Source organism: Pseudomonas sp. MF09156 (assembly GCF_059862305.1).
Window position 1 is genome coordinate 67464 of the sequence record NZ_JCBCUR010000006.1, and the last position, 20115, is coordinate 87578.

Annotated in this window: 16 protein-coding genes; all 16 read right to left on the minus strand. The window is 56.0% G+C overall.

Going from position 1 to position 20115, the window contains the following annotated elements; genetic code table 11:
* Window positions 1-5: 5 nt before the first annotated feature.
* The 16 genes from AC19YY_RS15970 to gyrA all read right to left on the minus strand — a co-directional run bounded on the left by AC19YY_RS15970 (window position 6) and on the right by gyrA (window position 19806).
* Entirely contained in the window at window positions 6-1433 is a 1428-nt protein-coding gene (locus tag AC19YY_RS15970) for a hypothetical protein (protein ID WP_492633526.1), read from the minus strand.
* Entirely contained in the window at window positions 1430-2707 is a 1278-nt protein-coding gene (locus AC19YY_RS15975; RefSeq protein ID WP_170042786.1) for an O-antigen translocase, read from the minus strand. The genes AC19YY_RS15970 and AC19YY_RS15975 overlap by 4 nt, the downstream gene beginning before the upstream one ends.
* Entirely contained in the window at window positions 2704-3831 is a 1128-nt protein-coding gene (locus tag AC19YY_RS15980; RefSeq protein ID WP_500604511.1) for a DegT/DnrJ/EryC1/StrS family aminotransferase, read from the minus strand. Before AC19YY_RS15980 ends, AC19YY_RS15975 begins: the two co-directional genes overlap by 4 nt.
* 107 nt (window positions 3832-3938) lie before the next feature.
* Window positions 3939-4343, minus strand: a complete 405-nt coding sequence (locus tag AC19YY_RS15985) for a sugar 3,4-ketoisomerase (RefSeq protein WP_170042784.1) — start codon at window positions 4341-4343, stop codon at window positions 3939-3941.
* Window positions 4340-4906 (minus strand): dTDP-4-dehydrorhamnose 3,5-epimerase, encoded by a 567-nt coding sequence (rfbC, locus tag AC19YY_RS15990; protein ID WP_170042783.1) that lies wholly within the window; start codon window positions 4904-4906, stop codon window positions 4340-4342. The genes AC19YY_RS15985 and rfbC overlap by 4 nt, the downstream gene beginning before the upstream one ends.
* Complete coding sequence (gene rfbA, locus AC19YY_RS15995; protein ID WP_500604512.1) at window positions 4903-5796, minus strand: glucose-1-phosphate thymidylyltransferase RfbA; 894 nt, start codon at window positions 5794-5796, stop codon at window positions 4903-4905. The genes rfbC and rfbA overlap by 4 nt, the downstream gene beginning before the upstream one ends.
* Window positions 5797-6275: 479 nt before the next feature.
* Entirely contained in the window at window positions 6276-7628 is a 1353-nt protein-coding gene (locus AC19YY_RS16000; RefSeq protein ID WP_432754423.1) for a Wzz/FepE/Etk N-terminal domain-containing protein, read from the minus strand.
* 368 nt (window positions 7629-7996) lie between these two features.
* Window positions 7997-8230, minus strand: a complete 234-nt coding sequence (locus AC19YY_RS16005; protein ID WP_170042780.1) for a lipopolysaccharide assembly protein LapA domain-containing protein — start codon at window positions 8228-8230, stop codon at window positions 7997-7999.
* Between the two features lie 25 nt (window positions 8231-8255).
* Window positions 8256-8552 carry an integration host factor subunit beta gene (ihfB, locus tag AC19YY_RS16010; RefSeq protein ID WP_169952746.1) on the minus strand — a complete coding sequence of 99 codons (297 nt, stop codon included), beginning with the start codon at window positions 8550-8552 and terminating at the stop codon, window positions 8256-8258.
* A 329-nt stretch (window positions 8553-8881) separates the two neighbouring features.
* A complete protein-coding gene (gene rpsA / locus AC19YY_RS16015) occupies window positions 8882-10576 on the minus strand; it encodes a 30S ribosomal protein S1 (RefSeq protein ID WP_029298694.1) in 1695 nt (564 codons plus the stop codon).
* Window positions 10577-10697: 121 nt separating this feature from the next.
* Window positions 10698-11387, minus strand: coding sequence for a (d)CMP kinase (gene cmk / locus AC19YY_RS16020; protein ID WP_032863151.1), 690 nt, complete (start codon window positions 11385-11387; stop codon window positions 10698-10700).
* Entirely contained in the window at window positions 11384-13594 is a 2211-nt protein-coding gene (locus AC19YY_RS16025) for a bifunctional prephenate dehydrogenase/3-phosphoshikimate 1-carboxyvinyltransferase (protein ID WP_500604564.1), read from the minus strand. The genes cmk and AC19YY_RS16025 overlap by 4 nt, the downstream gene beginning before the upstream one ends.
* 28 nt (window positions 13595-13622) lie before the next feature.
* On the minus strand, window positions 13623-14735 hold the full coding sequence (hisC, locus tag AC19YY_RS16030) for a histidinol-phosphate transaminase (RefSeq protein ID WP_169952748.1): 1113 nt from the start codon (window positions 14733-14735) through the stop codon (window positions 13623-13625).
* 9 nt (window positions 14736-14744) lie between these two features.
* Entirely contained in the window at window positions 14745-15839 is a 1095-nt protein-coding gene (gene pheA / locus AC19YY_RS16035; protein WP_025113086.1) for a prephenate dehydratase, read from the minus strand.
* Entirely contained in the window at window positions 15839-16924 is a 1086-nt protein-coding gene (gene serC / locus AC19YY_RS16040; protein ID WP_169952750.1) for a 3-phosphoserine/phosphohydroxythreonine transaminase, read from the minus strand. The genes pheA and serC overlap by 1 nt, the downstream gene beginning before the upstream one ends.
* Window positions 16925-17151: 227 nt before the next feature.
* Window positions 17152-19806: a DNA gyrase subunit A gene (gene gyrA / locus AC19YY_RS16045; RefSeq protein ID WP_029298707.1), complete on the minus strand. Its 2655-nt coding sequence runs from the start codon at window positions 19804-19806 to the stop codon at window positions 17152-17154.
* Between the last annotated feature and the right edge of the window lie 309 nt (window positions 19807-20115).

A 20115-nucleotide genomic window follows, 5' to 3' on the forward strand; every position in this document is an offset into this window, starting at 1 on the left:
AATATTCATCGAAACTTCCTCGCCAAGATCATCTTCGCCAACAGCTTTAATTTTTTCCCCATAGATAGCGCGGCGAACAAGCGGCATGCCAGTTTCCGCTCAAGTCTGGACAGCAATAAAAAAGTATCCAAGGCGATATCCAAGTTTAAAGAGCCTTTTTGCTCCTCAAAAAAAGCAGTATCTCCTGCCCAATTACCGTCTGAATCCAGTGGGTTCGCGCAAAGCTGCCCATCGTACAGGCACTTCAGATAGCGCTCCTTTACCGAGTCGTACGCATTAACTTTCTCAATAGCAAAAAAAGTTTCCTTGTCGAATCTGTAGTCTGCTATAGATTCCATAACAGCGTTGATATCGGCTCGCTTGAGCCTGTCCGCCGGGGAGTAGCCCTGGACCGGGGAGATCAGCCCGACACACCGCTGCCCTTTGACGAATTGCTCTGCGAAAGCAGTCCCGCCTGGCAGAGGGTGGCTATCAACGTAAAAGTCCGCCTTAGCGACCAACTTACTGTACTCCTGAAAATCAAGGTGTGCCCTGATACTCAGCCTGGAGCCATATCGAAGTTTTAATGGCCACCACCAGAACGCTTTTTTAACGTCACTACCAATAACCATGAATGTGGAAGCGGGGTAATCATCAAGAATACGTGCTACTAACTTGAAAATACTAAAGCCTTTGCGGGGCTTGTACTTGATATCTGAGCCTGCAGAAATGAAAAGCAACGCAGCCTGCGTGGTTGGTTTGAAATCACCAGCCATCTGCGCACGTGGCATGTTCAGCGGGATACCCAGGAAGCTCTTACGCCCCTGAATACACTTCGTTAAATCAAAACGGCGGCCGTGGCCGCTGAGCTCAAAGTAATAGTCCGCGACCGAACTCCCATAGGAGAAAACGTGGTCCGCATGATTGACAAAAAACACTTCAAGCCCGGAAAGGCGTTTTGCTACTCCACACGCGATGACTACCAGGATATCGTCAGGATGGATATGCAGGACGGCCTTTTTATAGCCCGACAATAGACCAACCATCTCCGCCAGCGCATCGACAGGACACGAAGCACTAACGACTCTGGTTTTATCAAAAAATCTACAAACGTGGGCCTTGGCATCTGGTGCAGCCTGGCGTGAGATCAACAGATCGGCAGGTTCGGCATGCATGGAGGCAAGCTTTTCCATCAACCTCGTATGCCCACCGGTCATGAAGGGCTCGCTCACAACATGCAAAACCTCCCCACACTCATTTAGCGCCGCCACAGAACCTGTATCCGCCATCGAAAGACAGCGCTCAATGAGGTCCGCTTCGATAAGCGGCGCATCGTGAATCCCTACATCCGCAAACCAGAGAAGGTTGCCGTAGGCACACGCCAGTGCGAGCGCCTGATTCAGGTCAGCCGTCTCGCAAATGGCAATTTCAAAATCCTTAAGTAGTTTTTTCAAGCGTGATGTTCCAGCTTCTTATGAAAATAATCATCAAGCCTTAGATACACAAAAACATACATAACCAGACTGTAAACCGCATAATTTACCGCATAAGCCCAAGTAGCAGCTTCGACCCCCCACCATTGCGTGAACGCCATGGTCAGTAAATACAAGGAAACACAAAATATAATTTCAGTAGTGATAAAGATCTTGACCATAGCCCGACTGAGCATGACATACGCCATTATCCAGCTAAATATTTTGAGGCAGTCGCCCACTACTTGCCCGGCAAAAAACATCCTGACCGGGTAGAAATCGGCGGTAAAGAGCAAAGCTACGACAAAGTCCCGAAGCACGTACATTGCAGCGGCTGCTAACAGGGCAACAGGGAAAATCAGTTTATAACCCTGTAGAATTTCTGTTTTTACTTCAGTTGCCGTTTTTAACTCAGAAAGCTTGGGTAGGTAATAGACGCTCAATGTTGTCGTAACCAATAGAAGATACGCCGCGCTCAAACGCCACATAGCCTCCCAATAGCCAGCCATCTCCCACCCGTAAACTGTTCCTATATGATTCCTGACCAGCATCTGGGCCAACGGCGCACATGCAGCAGAAACAACTGCCATCAAGAAAAAAGCGAATAACTTTTTCGCAATCTGCTTATCCGGGCGCCCGAACAGAAAGGAAAGCTTAAACCAATGCGTTCGCAGGCATAACAATAATGTTACGACAAAACTGATAGATTGATAAACTACCAGCGCTACCAGCGCTCCATACAGACCAAAACTGGTTGCCAAGTAAAACGTCACACCAAATGACAAGAAACTACCAGCGATGTTAGCCACGATATATAGTACGATTTCCTTTCGACCGTTCAATATCGCTAACAACAATATGTTCAACGAGAAAAATACAACGACCGCGGAAAACCAAAGAAAAACACCGCCCAGGGCGGTATCCTTCAGAAATAGCGAGGCAAGCTCTTTATTAAATAAAGCGACAAGTAATGCAACGACCAGACTTCCCAGAATCGCTACAAACCCTGCCGTTCGCCATAACTTTATCTGCTGCTCAGGCTGCTCATGATATTCCGCAGTGTATTTGACTACGCCATTGGTAATCGCGCCACCCGTAAATATCGTGATTACCTGCAACGCATTCTGAAACTGCCCTATCGCGGCATATCCTGCAGGCCCGACATAGATCGCCAGCACTTTATTAAGACCCAGCAAGGTAAGCATTTTAATGGCAACTGCAATGCCATTTAACAGGCTGGTCCGAACAAGATTCATACAGCATCCGGTCTAAAGCTATTGCAGGCTTCTATTACAACGCGGGCCTCCTCTACAGACAGCGTAGGCCCTAATGGCAAGCTCAGAATCTGCTCATGTATCTGTGTCGACACCGGGAGCTCTTGACCCTTCAGTTCAGCATACGCCTGCTGGAGATGAGGCGGGATCGGATAATGGATAAGCGTCTGGATGCCTTTGGCCAAAAGGTGGGCTTGAAGACTATCCCGCTGAGCACAGAGTACGGTGTAGACATGCCATACATGGCATTCGTTAGTTGATGCTTTGAATACGGCATCTACGGGTAACGTGATCGCAGGGTTGGTGATCGACGTGCTATATAGTTCAGCGATCTCGCGACGATAAGCGGTTTGCTTGTCCAGGTGCTTTAACTTCACTGACAAACATGCGGCCTGCATTTCATCAAGCCGGCTATTCACGCCGCGATAGACGTTTTTATATTTTTCATGGGAACCATAGTTCCCCAGCGCACGAACAGTCTTGGCTAAGACTTCATCGTTGGTCGTAACAGCTCCGGCATCCCCCAATGCACCGAGATTTTTTCCAGGATAGAAGCTGAATCCGGAAGCGTGCCCCCAGCTACCGGCCTTCTTCCCATCGATCATCGCGCCATGCGCTTGCGCCGAGTCTTCCAGAACCAGTAAGTCATGGGCACGAGCTAGGTCCATGATTTTTGGCATATCAGCCAATCTGCCATAAAGGTGAACCGGTAGAATCATCCTGGTTTTTGGTGTGATCGCAGCTTTTGCATTCTCCGGGCAAATATTAAAAGTCTTCGGATCAGGCTCAACCAATACAGGAACCAATCCGTTTTCCGAAATGGCCAGGATACTGGCGATGTAGGTATTGGAGGGAACGAGAACCTCATCTCCGTCATTGAGGCGGCCCAGCTCTTTCCAAGCACGAATGACCAATACCAGAGCGTCCAGTCCGTTGGCAACGCCAATACAGTGCTGAGCACCGCAATATTGGGCAAACTCATGCTCGAATGTTTGGAGCTCTTTCCCACCGATGTACCAACCGGAATCAACCACACGCGTGCAGGCGGCTACCAACTCATCGCGACAAAGGTCATTTACAGCCTTCAAATCAAGAAACTTTATCATTTACCAAGCACTCGTTTACTTTGACAGAACCAGAGACAGGGTCCGCTTCAACTATCTTATTAATTAGCCGGTCGTTCTCAACAGAAAATCGGCGTTTTCTCTATATTTCAGGATTGATGAGCCAAGCCCTTGAACACCGAATAATCCCTTATATAGTCACGCTCGTCATAAACGGCACTTGCCAACACCAGCAGTACGCAGTCTGGACTGAAGTGATGCATTTCTCGCCAGATCATACGGTCGATCACAATAGCCTTGTCAGGAGCGTCCAGCCAAACCTCCTCTTTGTTCACGCCATCATCAAGTTTCATCAGGCAGCGCCCAGACACGCACACCGCTACCTGCATCAGTTCCTTGTGCGCGTGAAACCCTCTTGGAACACCCTCTTTTGTTTCAGTGAGGTAATAAACACGTTTAATTTCAAACGGAATATCATTTTCATACTCCAGCGCAACCAGTTGGCCCCGCTCATCACCTTTGGAGGTGATGTCCAGAAACTTGATCAAACTCATGCTTGCTTCTCCGAGAGGCTATCGGATGTCGGAGCCTTGTCATCTTTATCACTAACGTTAAAGCCGCCGGTAGCAGGCCAATTTATCCCAAGCCTTGCATCACTCCAGTGCAGCGCCCCTTCAGAGTCTTTATCGTAATAATCTGTCGTTTTATACAAAAAGTGCGTGTCATCTTCCAAAGCAACAAAACCGTGGGCAAAACCCTCAGGAATCCATAGCATCAAGTTGTTTTGGGTGTTTAGCTCCACGCCGACCCATTGCAGGTAAGTGCTGGACTCAGGCCGAATATCCACTGCCACATCAAAAGCGGCACCGCGTACCACACGCACCAGCTTGCCCTGGGCATGCGGTGCGCGCTGGAAGTGCAGCCCCCTTAGAACGCCCTTTGCCGAGCAGGAATGATTGTCCTGGACAAATGCTCGCGGAATAGGCAACTCAAGCTCTTTAAGTGCTGTATGAAACCGTTCTTCGTTAAAGCTTTCCATAAACCAGCCGCGATCATCGCCAAAAATTTTTGGCTCAATGATTACAACGTCAGGAATAGCAGTCTGAATCAGTTTCATACCTTTGAGGTCTCTTCCAGAAGTTTCTGCAAGTACTGGCCATAGCCTGTCTTTTTCAGTTTTTCCGCCTGAGCACCCAGTTGCTCTGGGGTGATCCAACCTTTGTGGAATGCAATTTCTTCAAGGCAGGCGACTTTCAACCCCTGGCGGTGCTCAATGGTATGGACGAAATGACTCGCTTCCAGGAGCGACTCATGAGTACCTGTGTCCAACCAGGCAAAACCACGGCCCAGCATCTCGACGGTTAATGACTTGTCATCCAGATAGGCGCGGTTGACGTCAGTGATTTCAAGCTCGCCACGCGGCGACGGCTTGATGCTCTTGGCAATGTCCACCACTCGATTGTCGTAGAAGTACAAGCCTGTAACTGCATAGTTGGACTTCGGTTTCGCCGGTTTTTCTTCGATGCTCAATGCTCGACCAGTTGCATCGAACTCAACAACACCAAAACGCTCAGGATCTGATACGTGATAACCAAAGACTGTCGCACCTGATGTCTGGGACATGGCGGAGCGCAAGTTATCGGAAAAGTGCTGACCGTAGAAAATATTGTCGCCAAGGATCAGGCAGCAAGGATCGTCACCAATAAACTCCTCGCCAATCAGGAAGGCCTGGGCCAAACCGTCCGGACTGGGTTGCTCGGCATAGCTGAGCTGGATGCCGTACTGGCTGCCGTCTCCCAGGAGCTTTTTAAAGCAAGGCAAATCTTCAGGGGTAGAAATGATCAAGATTTCGCGCATGCCAGCCAGCATCAACACCGACAACGGATAAAAAATCATCGGCTTGTCGAAAATAGGCAACATTTGCTTGGATACACCCAGGGTCAGCGGGTGCAAGCGCGTCCCGGAGCCGCCAGCGAGGATGATGCCTTTACGTTTGATGTCCGTCATATCTTTAAAACTTCCTTAAATATCTGCATTACACCAGGCCAACACGCAGGTTGACGGGTGAAAAATAGCGCGTAGCTTCTCGGTATTGAGCCACAATTTCAATGCCTGCGGCCGGCAATCCGAAATCGCCAATATGAAAATTTATTCTTTTCTGGGCAGAGCCCTCACCTGCTCCAGCCTCCTGCGCAACGCAGACAACTGTCTACGCCGGTAAATAACCGCCCAGGCCAGGTAGATCGACTTGCGTGATTATGAGCCATCCGCCGCAGGTCGCCGCCGTTTTTTTACATGAAATAACCCGACAAGCAGGAAGACCGAGCCACAAACGCCAGTCACACCGGCCGGCTCCAGGCCTCACACAAGACCTGAAGCCGAGAAACCCTTAACCGGTGCGCTATACACAACAAGTTGCGAGCTAGTTTCCAAATGAAATCAAATCTCGCACTGGCCGGGGAGCACAGTGCAGATTGCGCTGATACCTATTGCGGCCTGTTCAAACCTGTATCGCTACCCACCATGGTCGGTGAGCCCGGTTGCACGGACAACATTACCGACTGGGGCTGAGGCTGGCGGGTTTTGACGAGATGACGAACTACCGCAATGAAGGCCCCGACAAAGCCACCCAAGACCAGGCCAAGCAGGATAATCAAGGCCTTCTGAGGCTTGACCGGGCGCAAAGGTTCCAGCGCCTGCTTATCGATAGTGACCAGCTTCAGCCGGCTCATATCAATGCTTAAGTTACGCAATCGAGCCACTTCGGCGCGCACCGGCTGAACACCGGCCAGGAATAGATCCTCGTTTTCACGACGATTCAGCACTTCAATCTCGCGGTTTGACTGGAGCAATTGAAGCTCCCTGGCAATCTGCGCGATACGACCCTCAGTAAAATCATCGGACTTACGCTGCATCAACGCAGTGCGTTCAGCCTCGAGCGCCTCGACGCCCATGAAGTACAGAGGGATTTGCTGATTGTTTATTTCGGTACGCATCACACTTGATGAGCCATTACGGTCTGACTCACCCAGAGCGGAAGGCGTGCTGGGTTTTCTGATTCCCAGGGACTTGGCGATTCCGATGGCCTCGTTCAACTGCGCCACTCGGTCAGTGCGCCCAGTCTTCAGCTGTGCTCGCAATGCTTTGAGTTCATCCTGCAACTGCGCACGTCGCAGGCTGTCCGTTTCTCGCAGCGATGCTATCCGCGCCTCTTTATCAACCTCGTAGCTGGAACGGGCGGCATCAATCTTGCCCTTGAGCTCGTTCAACCGGTTTTTTACGATGACGTCCAGATCCGCCGCAATCTGCTCACGCTCCGTTGCAATCGCGTAATCGATGAAGCCATTGAGTATGGCGACGCCATCCACGCCTTTCGGATAACTCATCTCAAGCTTGATATAGGCACTGAGGGAGTTGGCTTTTTTGGGGTCGGGCAGACTGAGTTCGATAGAGTTGCGGTTGAACTCTTCGAAACTCTGCTCCAAGGTCCTGCCAGGCTGCTCAAAGGCCTTGAACAGCTTCTGGTTTGAACGGAAAAACCCCAAGCGGGTATCGTAGGACTCCAGAGATGCGCCCACTCTGACCAGGGCATCACCAGGAGGAAGTGTATAAATCTCTGAGCGATTCAAAGCATCCAGCTCATTGATTGCGGCCGGGCGCAGCACACTGCTGACTTCGTACTGAGGAGGCGTGAGGAACGCATAGATAGCAGCAATCAGCCCGGCACCTGCGGTAGCGGCCATAACTAACTTTTTCTGCTTCCAGATAGCCTGAAAAAGCACAACGAGATCAATCTCGCCGGACGAAGGAATCGGGGGCGCGCGGAAGCTACTACTCACAACAAAAACCTGCCTTCAAAGAGAAACTGCGGGCTCGTTATGCAGACGATCTTGTGGTTTTTTTGTATTTATAAGGGTCGGCCAAAAAGCCCAGCGTCGCTGCCAGGCCCTGGACACACAAAATGACTGGAATCGAGAACAGGTTGCATTTTGCCATCTCGCGATAACATTGCAAGACTTGACATGACTGTAAGGCAATTCCTATTTATTGCAGAGTTTTCAGGGAAAACACGTCAGAGGAGCCCTAAAGCCACTATTTCCTGAGGACAGAGAAGCGTTTAACGCACTCTAGTCGTAGTAGCCAAGCCCCACTGCATAGCTTGAACCCGCAATACAGGCGACAAACGGTCTCCGCTGTCAGACTGACCCTACAACACGGGTTTAGGGTGCCTCTTGCGCCGCATCAGCAGACTCAAGAACGGCCCCACCAACATCCCGACAATCAACGCCAACGTCACAAACACCGAGACCGGCAGTTGTGGTGTAGACCACCCCAAAAACGCCAGGGTGACGTCTTGCTGGTTTTCCAGTACGAAAGCCAGGATCGCCAAGGCAGCGATCAGCACAATCAGTACCAGGGCGACGCGCTTTACACCGCGCATAAACTTCTCCTATCCCCAAAAAAACTCAGACGCTTTCGTCTTCGTCTTCGTTCACTCGATCCCGTAATTCCTTGCCCGGCTTGAAATGGGGCACGAATTTGCCGTCGAGGCTGACGGATTGGCCGGTTTTCGGGTTGCGACCCACGCGCGGGGCGCGGTAGTGCAGCGAGAAGCTACCAAAGCCGCGGATCTCGATTCGATCACCAGTGGCCAGGCACTGGGACATTTGCTCAAGCATGGTCTTGATGGCCAACTCCACATCCTTGGATGAGAGCAGCCCTTGATGGGTGACAATTCGTTCGATCAACTCCGACTTCGTCATATTTTTCCCTTCTTTTTCAAGCAGCTAGGAAAAGCGCTCCGAAGGTTTTAGCATGACCAGATGAATTTGAACAGCCTGTGGCTTGACTTATCTTGCGCAAATTCTGGCGACACTCACCAGACCAAGGATAAGAGCGGGACGAGCCCAGGAAAGCGCAGGAGACGCTTCCCGGAAAAAGCGCTGGAAGTGACTGGATAACAAGATCACCTCCCGCAGACAGCCCCAGGGGCGATCACACCACATCAGCCGCTCTGTCCTACTAAAAAAACCAAATCCCAGGCACAAAAAAGGGCGACCGAGGTCGCCCTTTTTCTATGGTCTAACAGAACTTAGTTCTGTTTTTCCATTTGTGCACGCAACAGGTCGCCCAGAGTGGTCGGACCCGAAGCAATGTCAGAGGTCGCTGGCTTGTCGCGCAGGCTCTGGATTGCTTCTTTCTCTTCGATCTCGTCCTTGGACTTGATGGAGAGTTGGATCACGCGGCTCTTGCGGTCAACGCTGATGATCTTGGCTTCTACTTCCTGGCCTTCTTTCAGAACGTTACGCGCATCTTCAACGCGATCACGGCTGATTTCGGAGGCTTTCAGAGTCGCTTCGATATCGTCACCCAAAGTGATGATGGCGCCTTTAGCGTCAACTTCCTTCACGATGCCTTTAACGATTGCACCCTTGTCGTTCTCTTGAACGTACTCGGAGAACGGATCGCTTTCCAGTTGCTTGATACCCAGGGAGATGCGCTCGCGCTCTGGGTCAACCGACAGGATAACGGTGTCCAGCTCGTCGCCCTTCTTGAAACGACGAACAGCTTCTTCGCCAACTTCGTTCCAGGAGATGTCGGACAGGTGAACCAGGCCGTCGATGCCGCCGTCCAGACCAATGAAGATACCGAAATCGGTGATCGACTTGATGGTGCCGGAGATTTTATCGCCCTTGTTGAACTGGCCAGAGAAATCTTCCCATGGGTTAGATTTGCACTGCTTGATGCCCAGGGAGATACGACGACGCTCTTCGTCGATGTCCAGAACCATAACTTCCACTTCGTCGCCGACTTGTACGACTTTCGAAGGGTGGATGTTCTTGTTGGTCCAGTCCATTTCGGAAACGTGTACCAGGCCTTCCACGCCTTCTTCCAGCTCTGCGAAGCAGCCGTAGTCGGTCAGGTTGGTAACACGCGCGGTAACGCGAGTGCTTTCTGGGTAACGGGCTTTGATAGCAACCCATGGATCTTCACCCAGTTGCTTCAGGCCCAGGGAAACACGGTTGCGCTCGCGATCGTATTTCAGAACCTTGACATCGATCTCGTCGCCAACGTTGACAATTTCGGAAGGATGCTTGATACGCTTCCAAGCCATGTCGGTAATGTGCAGCAGGCCATCGACGCCACCCAGATCGACGAATGCGCCGTAATCGGTGAGGTTCTTGACGATACCTTTGACTTGTTGGCCTTCCTGCAGGGATTCCAGCAGAGCTTCACGCTCGGCGGAGTTCTCTGCTTCCAGGACGCTGCGACGGGAAACGACAACGTTGTTGCGCTTCTGGTCGAGCTTGATGACCTTGAATTCGAGCTCTTTGCCTTCCAGGTGCGTGGTGTCGCGCACTGGACGAACGTCGACCAAAGAACCTGGCAGGAACGCACGGATGCCGTTAACGTCGACAGTGAAGCCGCCTTTAACCTTACCGTTGATAACGCCCTTGACCACTTCTTCAGCTGCGAAGGCTGCTTCCAGAACAATCCAGCATTCAGCGCGCTTGGCTTTTTCACGGGAGAGCTTGGTTTCACCGAAGCCGTCTTCAACCGAGTCCAGAGCAACGTGAACTTCGTCACCGACATTGATAGTCAGGTCGCCAGCGTCGTTGTAGAACTGCTCAAGCGGGATGAGTGCTTCAGACTTCAGACCAGCGTGAACGGTTACCCAGCGAGCTTGGTAATCGATATCAACGATAACACCGGTGATGATGGAGCCAGCCTGAAGGTTCAGGGTTTTTAGGCTTTCTTCAAAGAGTTCCGCAAAGCTTTCGCTCATTTTAATTCCTGTTGATAAGGGCGAAGAATACGCCCATCTGCCACACCCCAGACGGTGTGGGTTACGTTCATATAAGAGAAGAAGCGCAGGTCTAGGACTGGTCCCCTGCACTTCCTCTGAGTCATCCGGCGATATCGCGCAGGGCGATTTCACTCAAGATGCGTTCCAACACCTGCTCGATGGACAATTCCGTGGAATCCAGCTGTATGGCGTCAGCCGCCGGTTTAAGCGGGGCTACCGCACGCTGGGTGTCGCGCTCATCGCGCGCACGAATCTCATCTAGCAGACTCGACAGACTAACACCATCCACCTTGCCCTTCAACTGCAAGTAACGGCGGCGCGCCCTCTCCTCGGCACTGGCCGTCAGGAAAATCTTCAGCGGCGCCTCGGGGAACACCACGGTGCCCATGTCGCGACCATCGGCTACCAGGCCCGGCGGCTCTTGAAACGCCCGCTGGCGCTGGAGCAAGGCATCGCGCACCGCCGGCAATGCGGCGACCTGCGAGGCCCAGGAGCCGACCTGCTCGTTGCGCAGGTCATCCGTTACATCATCCCCTTCCAGGATAATGCGCAGCGAGTGGCCTTCGGTCGCGCCGACGAACTGCACGTCAAGGTGCGCCGCCAACAACACCAACGACTCTTCATTGGTCAAGTCGACACCATGGTTACGCGCAGCGAAAGCCAGCAGGCGATACAACGCCCCGGAATCCAGCAGGCACCAACCCAGGCGCTTGGCCAGCAGGCCCGCGACAGTGCCTTTGCCAGAGCCGCTTGGGCCGTCGATGGTAATCACCGGTGCTTTGATATTCACAATTGAGCCTCTTGGGCTACACGCATGCCTACTTGGGCAGACAGTGTAAGAAAATTCGGAAAAGATGTAGCTACGTTGGCACAGTCATGGATACGAATCGGCGCAGTGGCACGCAGGGCCGCGACGCTGAACGCCATGGCGATCCGATGATCACCGTGGGCATGCACCTCGCCACCAGCCAAGCCGCCACCATCAATGATAATCCCATCAGGGGTCGGCACACACTTCACACCCAGCGCCAGCAGACCGTCGGCCATCACCTGGATACGGTCGGACTCCTTGACCCGCAACTCCTCGGCACCCCGCAATACCGTGCGCCCTTCGGCACAGGCGGCGGCGACAAACAGCACCGGGAACTCGTCGATAGCCAGGGGCACCAGCACCTCGGGAATCTCGATCCCCTTGAGCGGTACCGAGCGCACACGCAGGTCTGCAACCGGCTCGCCACCCACTTCACGCGGGTTTTCCAGGGTGATATCAGCGCCCATCAGGCGCAGGATATCGATCACCCCGGTGCGGGTCGGATTGATGCCCACATGCTCCAGCAACAATTCGGAACCCTCGGCAATCGTGGCAGCCACCAGGAAGAATGCCGAGGAAGAGATATCGCCCGGCACCTCGATACGCGTGGCTAGCAACGCATGACCCGACTCTACCGCCGCCGTCGCACCATTGACCTGCACCGGGCAGCCAAAACCGCGCAGCATTCGCTCGGTATGGTCACGGGTAGGCGCAGGCTCGGTCACCGCTGTCCGGCCCTCGGCATACAGCCCGGCCAGCAACAGGCTGGACTTGACCTGGGCACTGGCCATCGGCAGCGTGTAACTCATACCCTTGAGCACTTGCCCGCCACGAATGGTCAGGGGCGGCCGCCCCTCCGGCCCGGTCTCTATCACTGCACCCATTTCTCGCAACGGTTTGGCCACGCGATTCATCGGCCGCTTGGACAGCGAAGCATCACCGGTCAGGACACTGTCAAAACCCTGCGCCGCCAATAAACCGGACAACAGACGCATGGAAGTACCCGAGTTACCGAGATAAATCGGCCCTGGCGCTGGTTTCAAGCCGTGCAGGCCAACGCCATGGATAGTCACCCGACCATGGTGCGGACCTTCGATCACCACGCCCATGTCGCGGAATGCCTGCAGGGTCGCCAGGGCATCTTCACCCTCGAGAAACCCTTCGACTTCGGTAACCCCGTCCGCCAGCGACCCGAGCATGATCGAGCGATGGGAAATCGACTTATCCCCCGGCACCCGGAGCTTGCCCTTCAGTTGCCCACCTGGGCTGGCGACAAACACTACATCGTCAGCGGTGGCGGCCGCATCCATATAGGCCCGGCGCGCCAGGATCTTACTGAAATGCTCGCGCGCTACCCGCGCACGGGTAAAGACGCCCAGCAACTGATGGCCATCCCCCGCATCAACCGCGTCGCGCAAGGCATCCAAGTCACTGCGAAAGGTGTCCAGGGTCCGCAGCACAGCCTCGCGATTGGCGAGAAAAATGTCGTGCCACATCACCGGGTCGCTACCGGCAATCCGCGTGAAATCGCGAAAGCCACCGGCGGCGTAACGGAAAATCTCCAGGTTTTCGTTGCGCTTGGCCAGGGAGTCGACCAGGCCAAAGGCCAGCAGATGCGGCAAATGGCTGGTCGCCGCCAGCACTTCGTCATGGCGCTCGACCTGCATATGCTCGACATCCGCCCCCAGCTCGCGCCACAACCGGTCCACCACGGCCAAGGCTGCCGGGTCGGTTTCTGCCAGCGGCGTGAGGATCACCTTGTGTCGACGGAACAGCTGGGAATTGGACGCCTCCACCCCACTCTGCTCGGAGCCGGCAATCGGGTGCCCTGGCACGAAGCGCGGCGGCATGCCGCCAAACGCCTGGCGCGCCGCACGCACCACATTGCCCTTGGCGCTGCCGACATCCGTGAGAATCGCCTGGCCCAGGTCCATGCCGGCCAACAGCGCCAGCAGTTTTTCCATGGCCAGGATCGGCACCGCCAACTGGATGACATCGGCGCCCTCGCAGGCAACAGCCAAGTCCGCCTCACAGCGGTCCACCACGCCCAGCTCAACCGCCAGTTGGCGCGATTGCGGGTCAAGATCCACACCGACCACTTCGCCACACAGGCCGCTTTCCCGCAGGCCCTTGGCAAAGGAGCCGCCAATCAATCCCAGACCGACCACCACCAGGCGGCCGATCACAGGCACAACAGGTTGCATTGCAATCACATCAACCACGGGCCAGAACCTTGGCCAGCGCCTCAAGGAAGCGACTGTTTTCAGCCGGCAAACCGATGGTGATGCGCAAGTGGTTCGGCATGCCGTAATTGGCCACCGGACGCACGATCACGCCTTCGCGCAGCAAACCCTGGAAGACCGGGGCGGCCTCTTGGGCGAGATCCACGCAAATAAAGTTGCCCTTGGACGCAATCCAGCCCAGGCCCAGTTCGCGGAAGCCTTGCTGCAGCTGCTGCATGCCGCTCTCGTTGATCCGTCGCCCTTCTTCCAGGTACTCGGCATCCTTGAGCGCCGCACAGGCCGCCGCCAATGCCAGGCTGTTGACGTTGAACGGCTGGCGCACGCGGTTCAGCACATCGGCGACAACCGCCGTGGACAACCCGTAGCCGACCCGCAGCGACGCCAGGCCATAGGCCTTGGAGAAAGTGCGCGATACCAGCAGGTTCGGATAGGCCGCGAGGAAATCCAGGCCGTCGGGCAAGTCGCCACCTTCGGCGTATTCGATGTAGGCCTCGTCCAGCACCACCAGCACGTGCCCAGGCACATCCTGCAGGAACTCGTTCAGCGCATCGGCACCGAACCAGGTACCAGTCGGGTTGTTCGGGTTGGCGATAAACACCACGCGGGTCTGGGCATCGATGGCCGCCAGCATGGCCGGTAGGTCATGCCCCCAGTCCCTGGCCGCAATCACCCGCGCCTCGGCACCGACGGCCTGGGTGACAATCGGATACACCGCAAACGCGTGCTCACTGAACACCGCGTTCAGGCCAGGCGCCAGGTAGGCACGCGCCACCAGCTCCAGAATGTCGTTGGAACCATTGCCCAGGGTGACCTGGCTCAACTCGACCCGGCAGCGCTCGGCCAACAGGGACTTGAGGGCAAAGCCGTTGCCGTCGGGGTAACGGGTCAGCTCCGCCAACTCTTCACGGATCGCCGCCAGCACCTTGGGACTTGGGCCCAGGGGGTTTTCATTGCTCGCCAGCTTGACGATCTTCGCCGGATCCAGATTCAACTCGCGCGCCAACTCGTCCACAGGCTTGCCTGGAACGTAAGGCGACAGTTGTTGCACGCCCGGCTGTGCCAGGGCGAGGAAGTTGCCACTCATGTCAAAGCCTCACAAAACCGCTTTCGGGTAGGAGCCCAGCACCTTGAGTGCCACGGCTTCCTGACTGATTTTCTCCAGCACACTCTTGACCAGCGGATCACGGTGGTGACCGACGAAGTCGATAAAGAACACATAGGTCCATTTACCGCTGCGCGAAGGACGCGTCTCGATGCGTGTCAGGTCTATCCCGTTGTCGTGGAACGGCACCAGCAGTTCATGCAGCGCACCCGGCTTGTTGCTCATGGAGACAATGATCGAGGTCTTGTCGTCGCCGGTCGGCGGTACTTCCTGGTTGCCGATCATCAAAAAGCGCGTGGAGTTATCCGGGCGATCCTCGATTTTCTCGGCCAGGCGCGTCAGACCGTACAGGCCCGCCGCCATATCCCCGGCAATCGCCGCCGAATTCCACTCACCCTTGACCCGCTTGGCCGCCTCGGCGTTGCTGGACACCGCCACACGCTCGACATTCGGGTAATGGGCATCCAGCCACTTGCGGCACTGGGCCAGGGACTGGGCGTGGGAGTAAATGCGGCTGATGCTGTCGGTCTTGGTGTTTTCACCCACCAGCAAGTGGTGGTGGATGCGCAGCTCGACTTCGCCACAGATCACCATGTCGTGCTCAAGGAAGCTGTCGAGGGTGTGGTTGACCGCGCCTTCGGTGGAGTTTTCCACCGGCACCACGCCAAAATTCACCGCACCGGCCGCCACTTCGCGGAACACTTCGTCGATGGCTGCCATCGGCTTGCTGATCACCGCATGGCCGAAATGCTTCATCGCCGCCGCCTGGGTGAAGGTCCCCTCGGGGCCGAGGTAAGCCACTTTCAATGGCTGCTCAAGGGCCAGGCACGAAGACATGATCTCGCGGAACAACCGCGCCATCTCTTCATTGCCCAGCGGCCCCTGGTTACGCTCCATCACCCGCTTGAGCACCTGGGCTTCGCGCTCCGGACGGTAGAACACCGGCACTTCACCTTCAGCCAGGGAGGCCATCTTGACCCGCGCCACTTCCTGGGCACACCGCGCGCGCTCACTGATCAGCTCCAGGACTTTGGTGTCCAGGGCGTCAATGCGCACACGCAGGGCCTTGAGTTCTTGCTCAGACATTAGCCGTGTTCCTTCTCGAACTCTGCCATGTAGGCTACCAGCGCCTTGATGGCATTGATGTCGACTGCGTTGTAGATCGAGGCGCGCATGCCGCCTACCGAACGATGGCCCTTGAGGTTCAGCAGGCCACGCTCGTCGGCGCCGGCCAGAAATGGCTTGTCCAGGCGGTCATCGGCCAGGCGGAAAGGCACGTTCATCCACGAGCGGTCGCTCAGGTTGATCGGGTTGCTGTACAGGCCGCTGGCGTCGATGAAGTCGTACAGGGTGCGCTTCTTCTCTTCGTTGAGCTTGCCCATGGCGGCCACGCCGCCCTGCTCTTTGAGCCACTCGAACACCAGGCCCGACAGGTACCAGGCAAAGGCTGGCGGGGTGTTGTACATCGAGCCGTTGTCGGCCGCGACTTTGTAGTTGAGCATGGTCGGGCACACCGAACGGGCACGGCCGAGCAGGTCTTCACGAATGATATTGACCAGGATGCCGCTGGGGCCAATGTTCTTCTGTGCGCCGGCGTAGATCATGCCGTAGCGCGACACATCCATCGGGCGCGAGAGAATGTCCGAGGACATGTCGCACACCAACGGGACGTCACCGACTTCAGGCACCCAGTCGAACTCCAGGCCGCCGATGGTTTCGTTCTGCACGTAGTGAACGTAAGACGCGTCCTTGGATAGCTTCCACTCGTTCTGACCCGGGATAGCGAAATAATCGTAGGGCTTGGCAGTACCGGCCACATTGATATTGCCGTAGCGCGAGGCTTCTTCAATGGCTTTTTGCGACCAGATACCGGTATCGATATAGTCGGCAGTGCCGTCTTCCGGCAGCAGGTTCAGCGGCAATTGGGCAAATTGCTGGCTGGCGCCACCTTGCAGGAACAACACCTTGTAGTCCGACGGGATATCCAGCAGGTCACGCAGATCCTGCTCGGCCTTGGTGGCAATGGACACAAACTCATCGCTGCGATGGCTCATTTCCATGACCGAGAGGCCTTTGCCATGCCAGTCGAGGAGTTCACCCTGCGCGCGCTGCAGGACTGCTTCAGGAAGTGCCGCGGGACCAGCACAGAAGTTATAGGCTCTCTTGCTCACATCCAATCTCGCTCTGATCTGGTGGTCACATAATTCGTGTTCGACATATAACCCCATGTGGGAGCGGGCTTGCTCGCGAAGGCGGAGTCTCAGCCAGCACATGTGTTGACTGACACGCCGCCTTCGCGAGCAAGCCCGCTCCCACAGGGGAATGCGCAGTATCGCAAATTTTCAAAAGGGACAAATAACAAGGGGGCGAATCTTCATCCGCCCCCTTGGTTGTCCGCTTATTCCTGCGGTTCTTCCTCGTCTGCGGCAGCATCGAGGGTTGGCTCGTCGACGCTGTCATCGCCGGCTGCGATCACCTCGCCATCAAACTCCTCGCCTTCCAGCTCCTCGCCTTCGACTTCCGATGGCTCCTGGACACGCTCCAGACCCACCAGGGTCTCGTCGCTGGCCAGCTTGATCAAGGTCACGCCCTGGGTGTTACGGCCCAGGCTCGACACTTCATCAACCCGGGTACGCACCAGGGTGCCCTGGTCGGAAATCAGCATGATTTCCTCGCCATCCAGCACCTGCACCGCGCCGACCAGACGGCCGTTGCGATCGTTGCTGACCATGGCGATAACGCCCTGGCCGCCACGCTTGTACTCGGGGAACTCGCTGATGGCGGTGCGCTTGCCATAACCACGAGCCGAAGCAGTAAGGATCTGGCTGCCTTCTTCCGGGATCAGCATGGAAATCAGCTTCTGCCCTTCCGGCAGGCGCATGCCGCGCACACCACGGGCGGTACGCCCCATGGCACGTACGTCGGATTCCTTGAAGCGCGTCACCTTGCCACCGTCGGAGAACAGCATGACTTCACGCTCGCCATCGGTAATGGCGGCGGAAATCAGTACGTCGCCCTCGTCCAGCTCCAGGGCGATCAGGCCCACGCTGCGCTGGCGGCTGAAGGATTCCAGCGGGGTCTTCTTCACGGTGCCTTTGGCGGTGGCCATGAAGATGAAGTGACCCTCGGTGTATTCCTCGACCGGCAGCATGGTGGTGATGTATTCGTCGGTGTCCAGCGGCAACAGGTTGACCAGCGGACGACCACGGGCAGCGCGGGACGCTTCCGGGATCTCGTAGGTCTTGAGCCAGTACACCTTGCCTTTGCTGGAGAACAGCAGCAGCGTGGTGTGGCTGTTGGCTACCAGCAGGTGAGCGATGTAGTCCTCATCCTTGACGCCAGTCGCCGACTTGCCTTTACCACCACGACGCTGGGCCTGGTACGCAGCCAAAGGCTGGGTCTTGGCGTAGCCGCCGTGGGAAATGGTCACCACGCGCTCTTCTTCCGGGATCATGTCACCCAGGGTCAGGTCCAGGCGCGCATCGAGAATTTCGGTGCGGCGCACGTCGCCGTATTCGGCGCGGATCACTTCCAGTTCTTCGCGGATCACTTCCATCAGGCGCACGGCGCTATTGAGGATGCGGATCAGCTCGCCGATCTGGTTGAGGATCTCCTGGTACTCGGCCAGCAGCTTCTCGTGCTCCAGACCGGTCAGGCGGTGCAGGCGCAGTTCCAGGATGGCCTGGGCCTGTTCCGGCGACAGGAAGTACTTGCCATCGCGCAGGCCGTATTGCGGATCCAGGGTCTCCGGACGGCACGAATCGGCACCGGCACGTTCAACCATCGCCACGACGGCGCTGGATTCCCACGGCATCTTGATCAGTGCTTCCTTGGCTTCCGACGGGGTCGGCGAGGCCTTGATCAGGGCGATGACCGGGTCGATGTTCGACAGCGCAACCGCCTGGCCTTCCAGGATGTGCCCACGTTCACGGGCCTTGCGCAGCTCGAACACGGTACGGCGGGTCACCACTTCGCGACGGTGACGGACGAAGGCTTCCAGCAGATCCTTGAGGTTCAGGATGCGCGGGCGACCGTCGATCAAGGCCACGACGTTGATACCAAACACGCTTTGCAGCTGGGTCTGGGCGTAGAGGTTGTTGAGGATCACCTCAGGCACTTCGCCACGACGCAGCTCGATCACCACGCGCATACCGTCCTTGTCCGACTCGTCGCGCAGCTCGGTAATACCTTCGAGTTTCTTCTCTTTAACCAGCTCGGCGATCTTCTCGATCAGACGCGCCTTGTTCAGCTGGTAAGGCAGTTCGGTGATGACGATCTGCTGGCGGCCACCGACCTTGTCGATGTCTTCGATCATCGAGCGCGCACGCATGTAGATGCGGCCACGACCGGTGCGGTAGGCTTCGATGATGCCGGCACGACCATTGATGATCGCGGCGGTCGGGAAGTCCGGGCCGGGGATGTACTGCATCAGCTCATCGACGGTCAGCTCAGGGTTGTCGATGAGGGCCAGGCAACCGTCGATGACTTCACCGAGGTTGTGTGGCGGGATGTTGGTGGCCATGCCCACGGCGATACCGCTGGAGCCGTTGACCAACAGGTTGGGAATACGGGTCGGCATGACCGCCGGGATCATTTCGGTGCCGTCGTAGTTCGGCACCCAGTCCACGGTTTCCTTGTGCAGGTCGGCCAGCAGCTCGTGTGCCAGCTTGGTCATGCGCACTTCGGTGTATCGCATGGCCGCAGCGTTGTCGCCGTCCACCGAACCGAAGTTGCCCTGGCCGTCTACCAGCAGGTAGCGCAGGGAAAACGGCTGGGCCATCCGAACGATGGTGTCGTACACCGCAGTGTCGCCGTGAGGGTGATACTTACCGATCACGTCACCGACAACACGGGCAGATTTCTTGTACGGCTTGTTCCAGTCGTTACCCAGCTCGCTCATCGCGAACAGCACACGCCGGTGCACGGGCTTCAAGCCATCGCGCGCATCAGGCAGTGCCCGCCCGACAATTACGCTCATCGCGTAGTCGAGGTAGGACTGTTTCAGCTCGTCTTCGATATTGACCGGGAGGATTTCTTTGGCCAGTTCGCCCATGAGAAGCCTGATTCCTTTTTCGGGTGAAACCTCGTCACATCCATTTGGGACGAACGAAGCTCGCCGCCGCCGACATGATGCCTGGCAACGACTTACGACAAATCAACGAGTTATGACACGGATCTGCGCATTAAGGGCCGCCCCTTGGGGTGACCCTGGAAACCGCCGAATGGTATCACAATCGCCGCCACGCACCTATCCCCCAGATGCGCATGGAGCGTAGTAAGTTGACCGATGACAGGCTTGAGGGCGACGAGAGGGGCTCAGAGCTGAATCGAGGCTTGGATTTGCCTATGGAACCGAGGGTTT

Excerpts from the sequence above, each read along its gene's own strand:
- AC19YY_RS15975 (WP_170042786.1), bottom strand. The coding sequence starts at position 2,707 with ATGAATCTTGTTCGGACCAGCCTGTTAAATGGCATTGCAGTTGCCATT.
- AC19YY_RS15980 (WP_500604511.1), bottom strand. The coding sequence starts at position 3,831 with ATGATAAAGTTTCTTGATTTGAAGGCTGTAAATGACCTTTGTCGCGAT.
- AC19YY_RS15985 (WP_170042784.1), bottom strand. The coding sequence starts at position 4,343 with ATGAGTTTGATCAAGTTTCTGGACATCACCTCCAAAGGTGATGAGCGG.
- rfbC (WP_170042783.1), bottom strand. The coding sequence starts at position 4,906 with ATGAAACTGATTCAGACTGCTATTCCTGACGTTGTAATCATTGAGCCA.
- rfbA (WP_500604512.1), bottom strand. The coding sequence starts at position 5,796 with ATGACGGACATCAAACGTAAAGGCATCATCCTCGCTGGCGGCTCCGGG.
- AC19YY_RS16005 (WP_170042780.1), bottom strand. The coding sequence starts at position 8,230 with ATGCGCGGTGTAAAGCGCGTCGCCCTGGTACTGATTGTGCTGATCGCT.
- ihfB (WP_169952746.1), bottom strand. The coding sequence starts at position 8,552 with ATGACGAAGTCGGAGTTGATCGAACGAATTGTCACCCATCAAGGGCTG.
- rpsA (WP_029298694.1), bottom strand. The coding sequence starts at position 10,576 with ATGAGCGAAAGCTTTGCGGAACTCTTTGAAGAAAGCCTAAAAACCCTG.
- hisC (WP_169952748.1), bottom strand. The coding sequence starts at position 14,735 with ATGAGTGGCAACTTCCTCGCCCTGGCACAGCCGGGCGTGCAACAACTG.
- pheA (WP_025113086.1), bottom strand. The coding sequence starts at position 15,839 with ATGTCTGAGCAAGAACTCAAGGCCCTGCGTGTGCGCATTGACGCCCTG.
- gyrA (WP_029298707.1), bottom strand. The coding sequence starts at position 19,806 with ATGGGCGAACTGGCCAAAGAAATCCTCCCGGTCAATATCGAAGACGAG.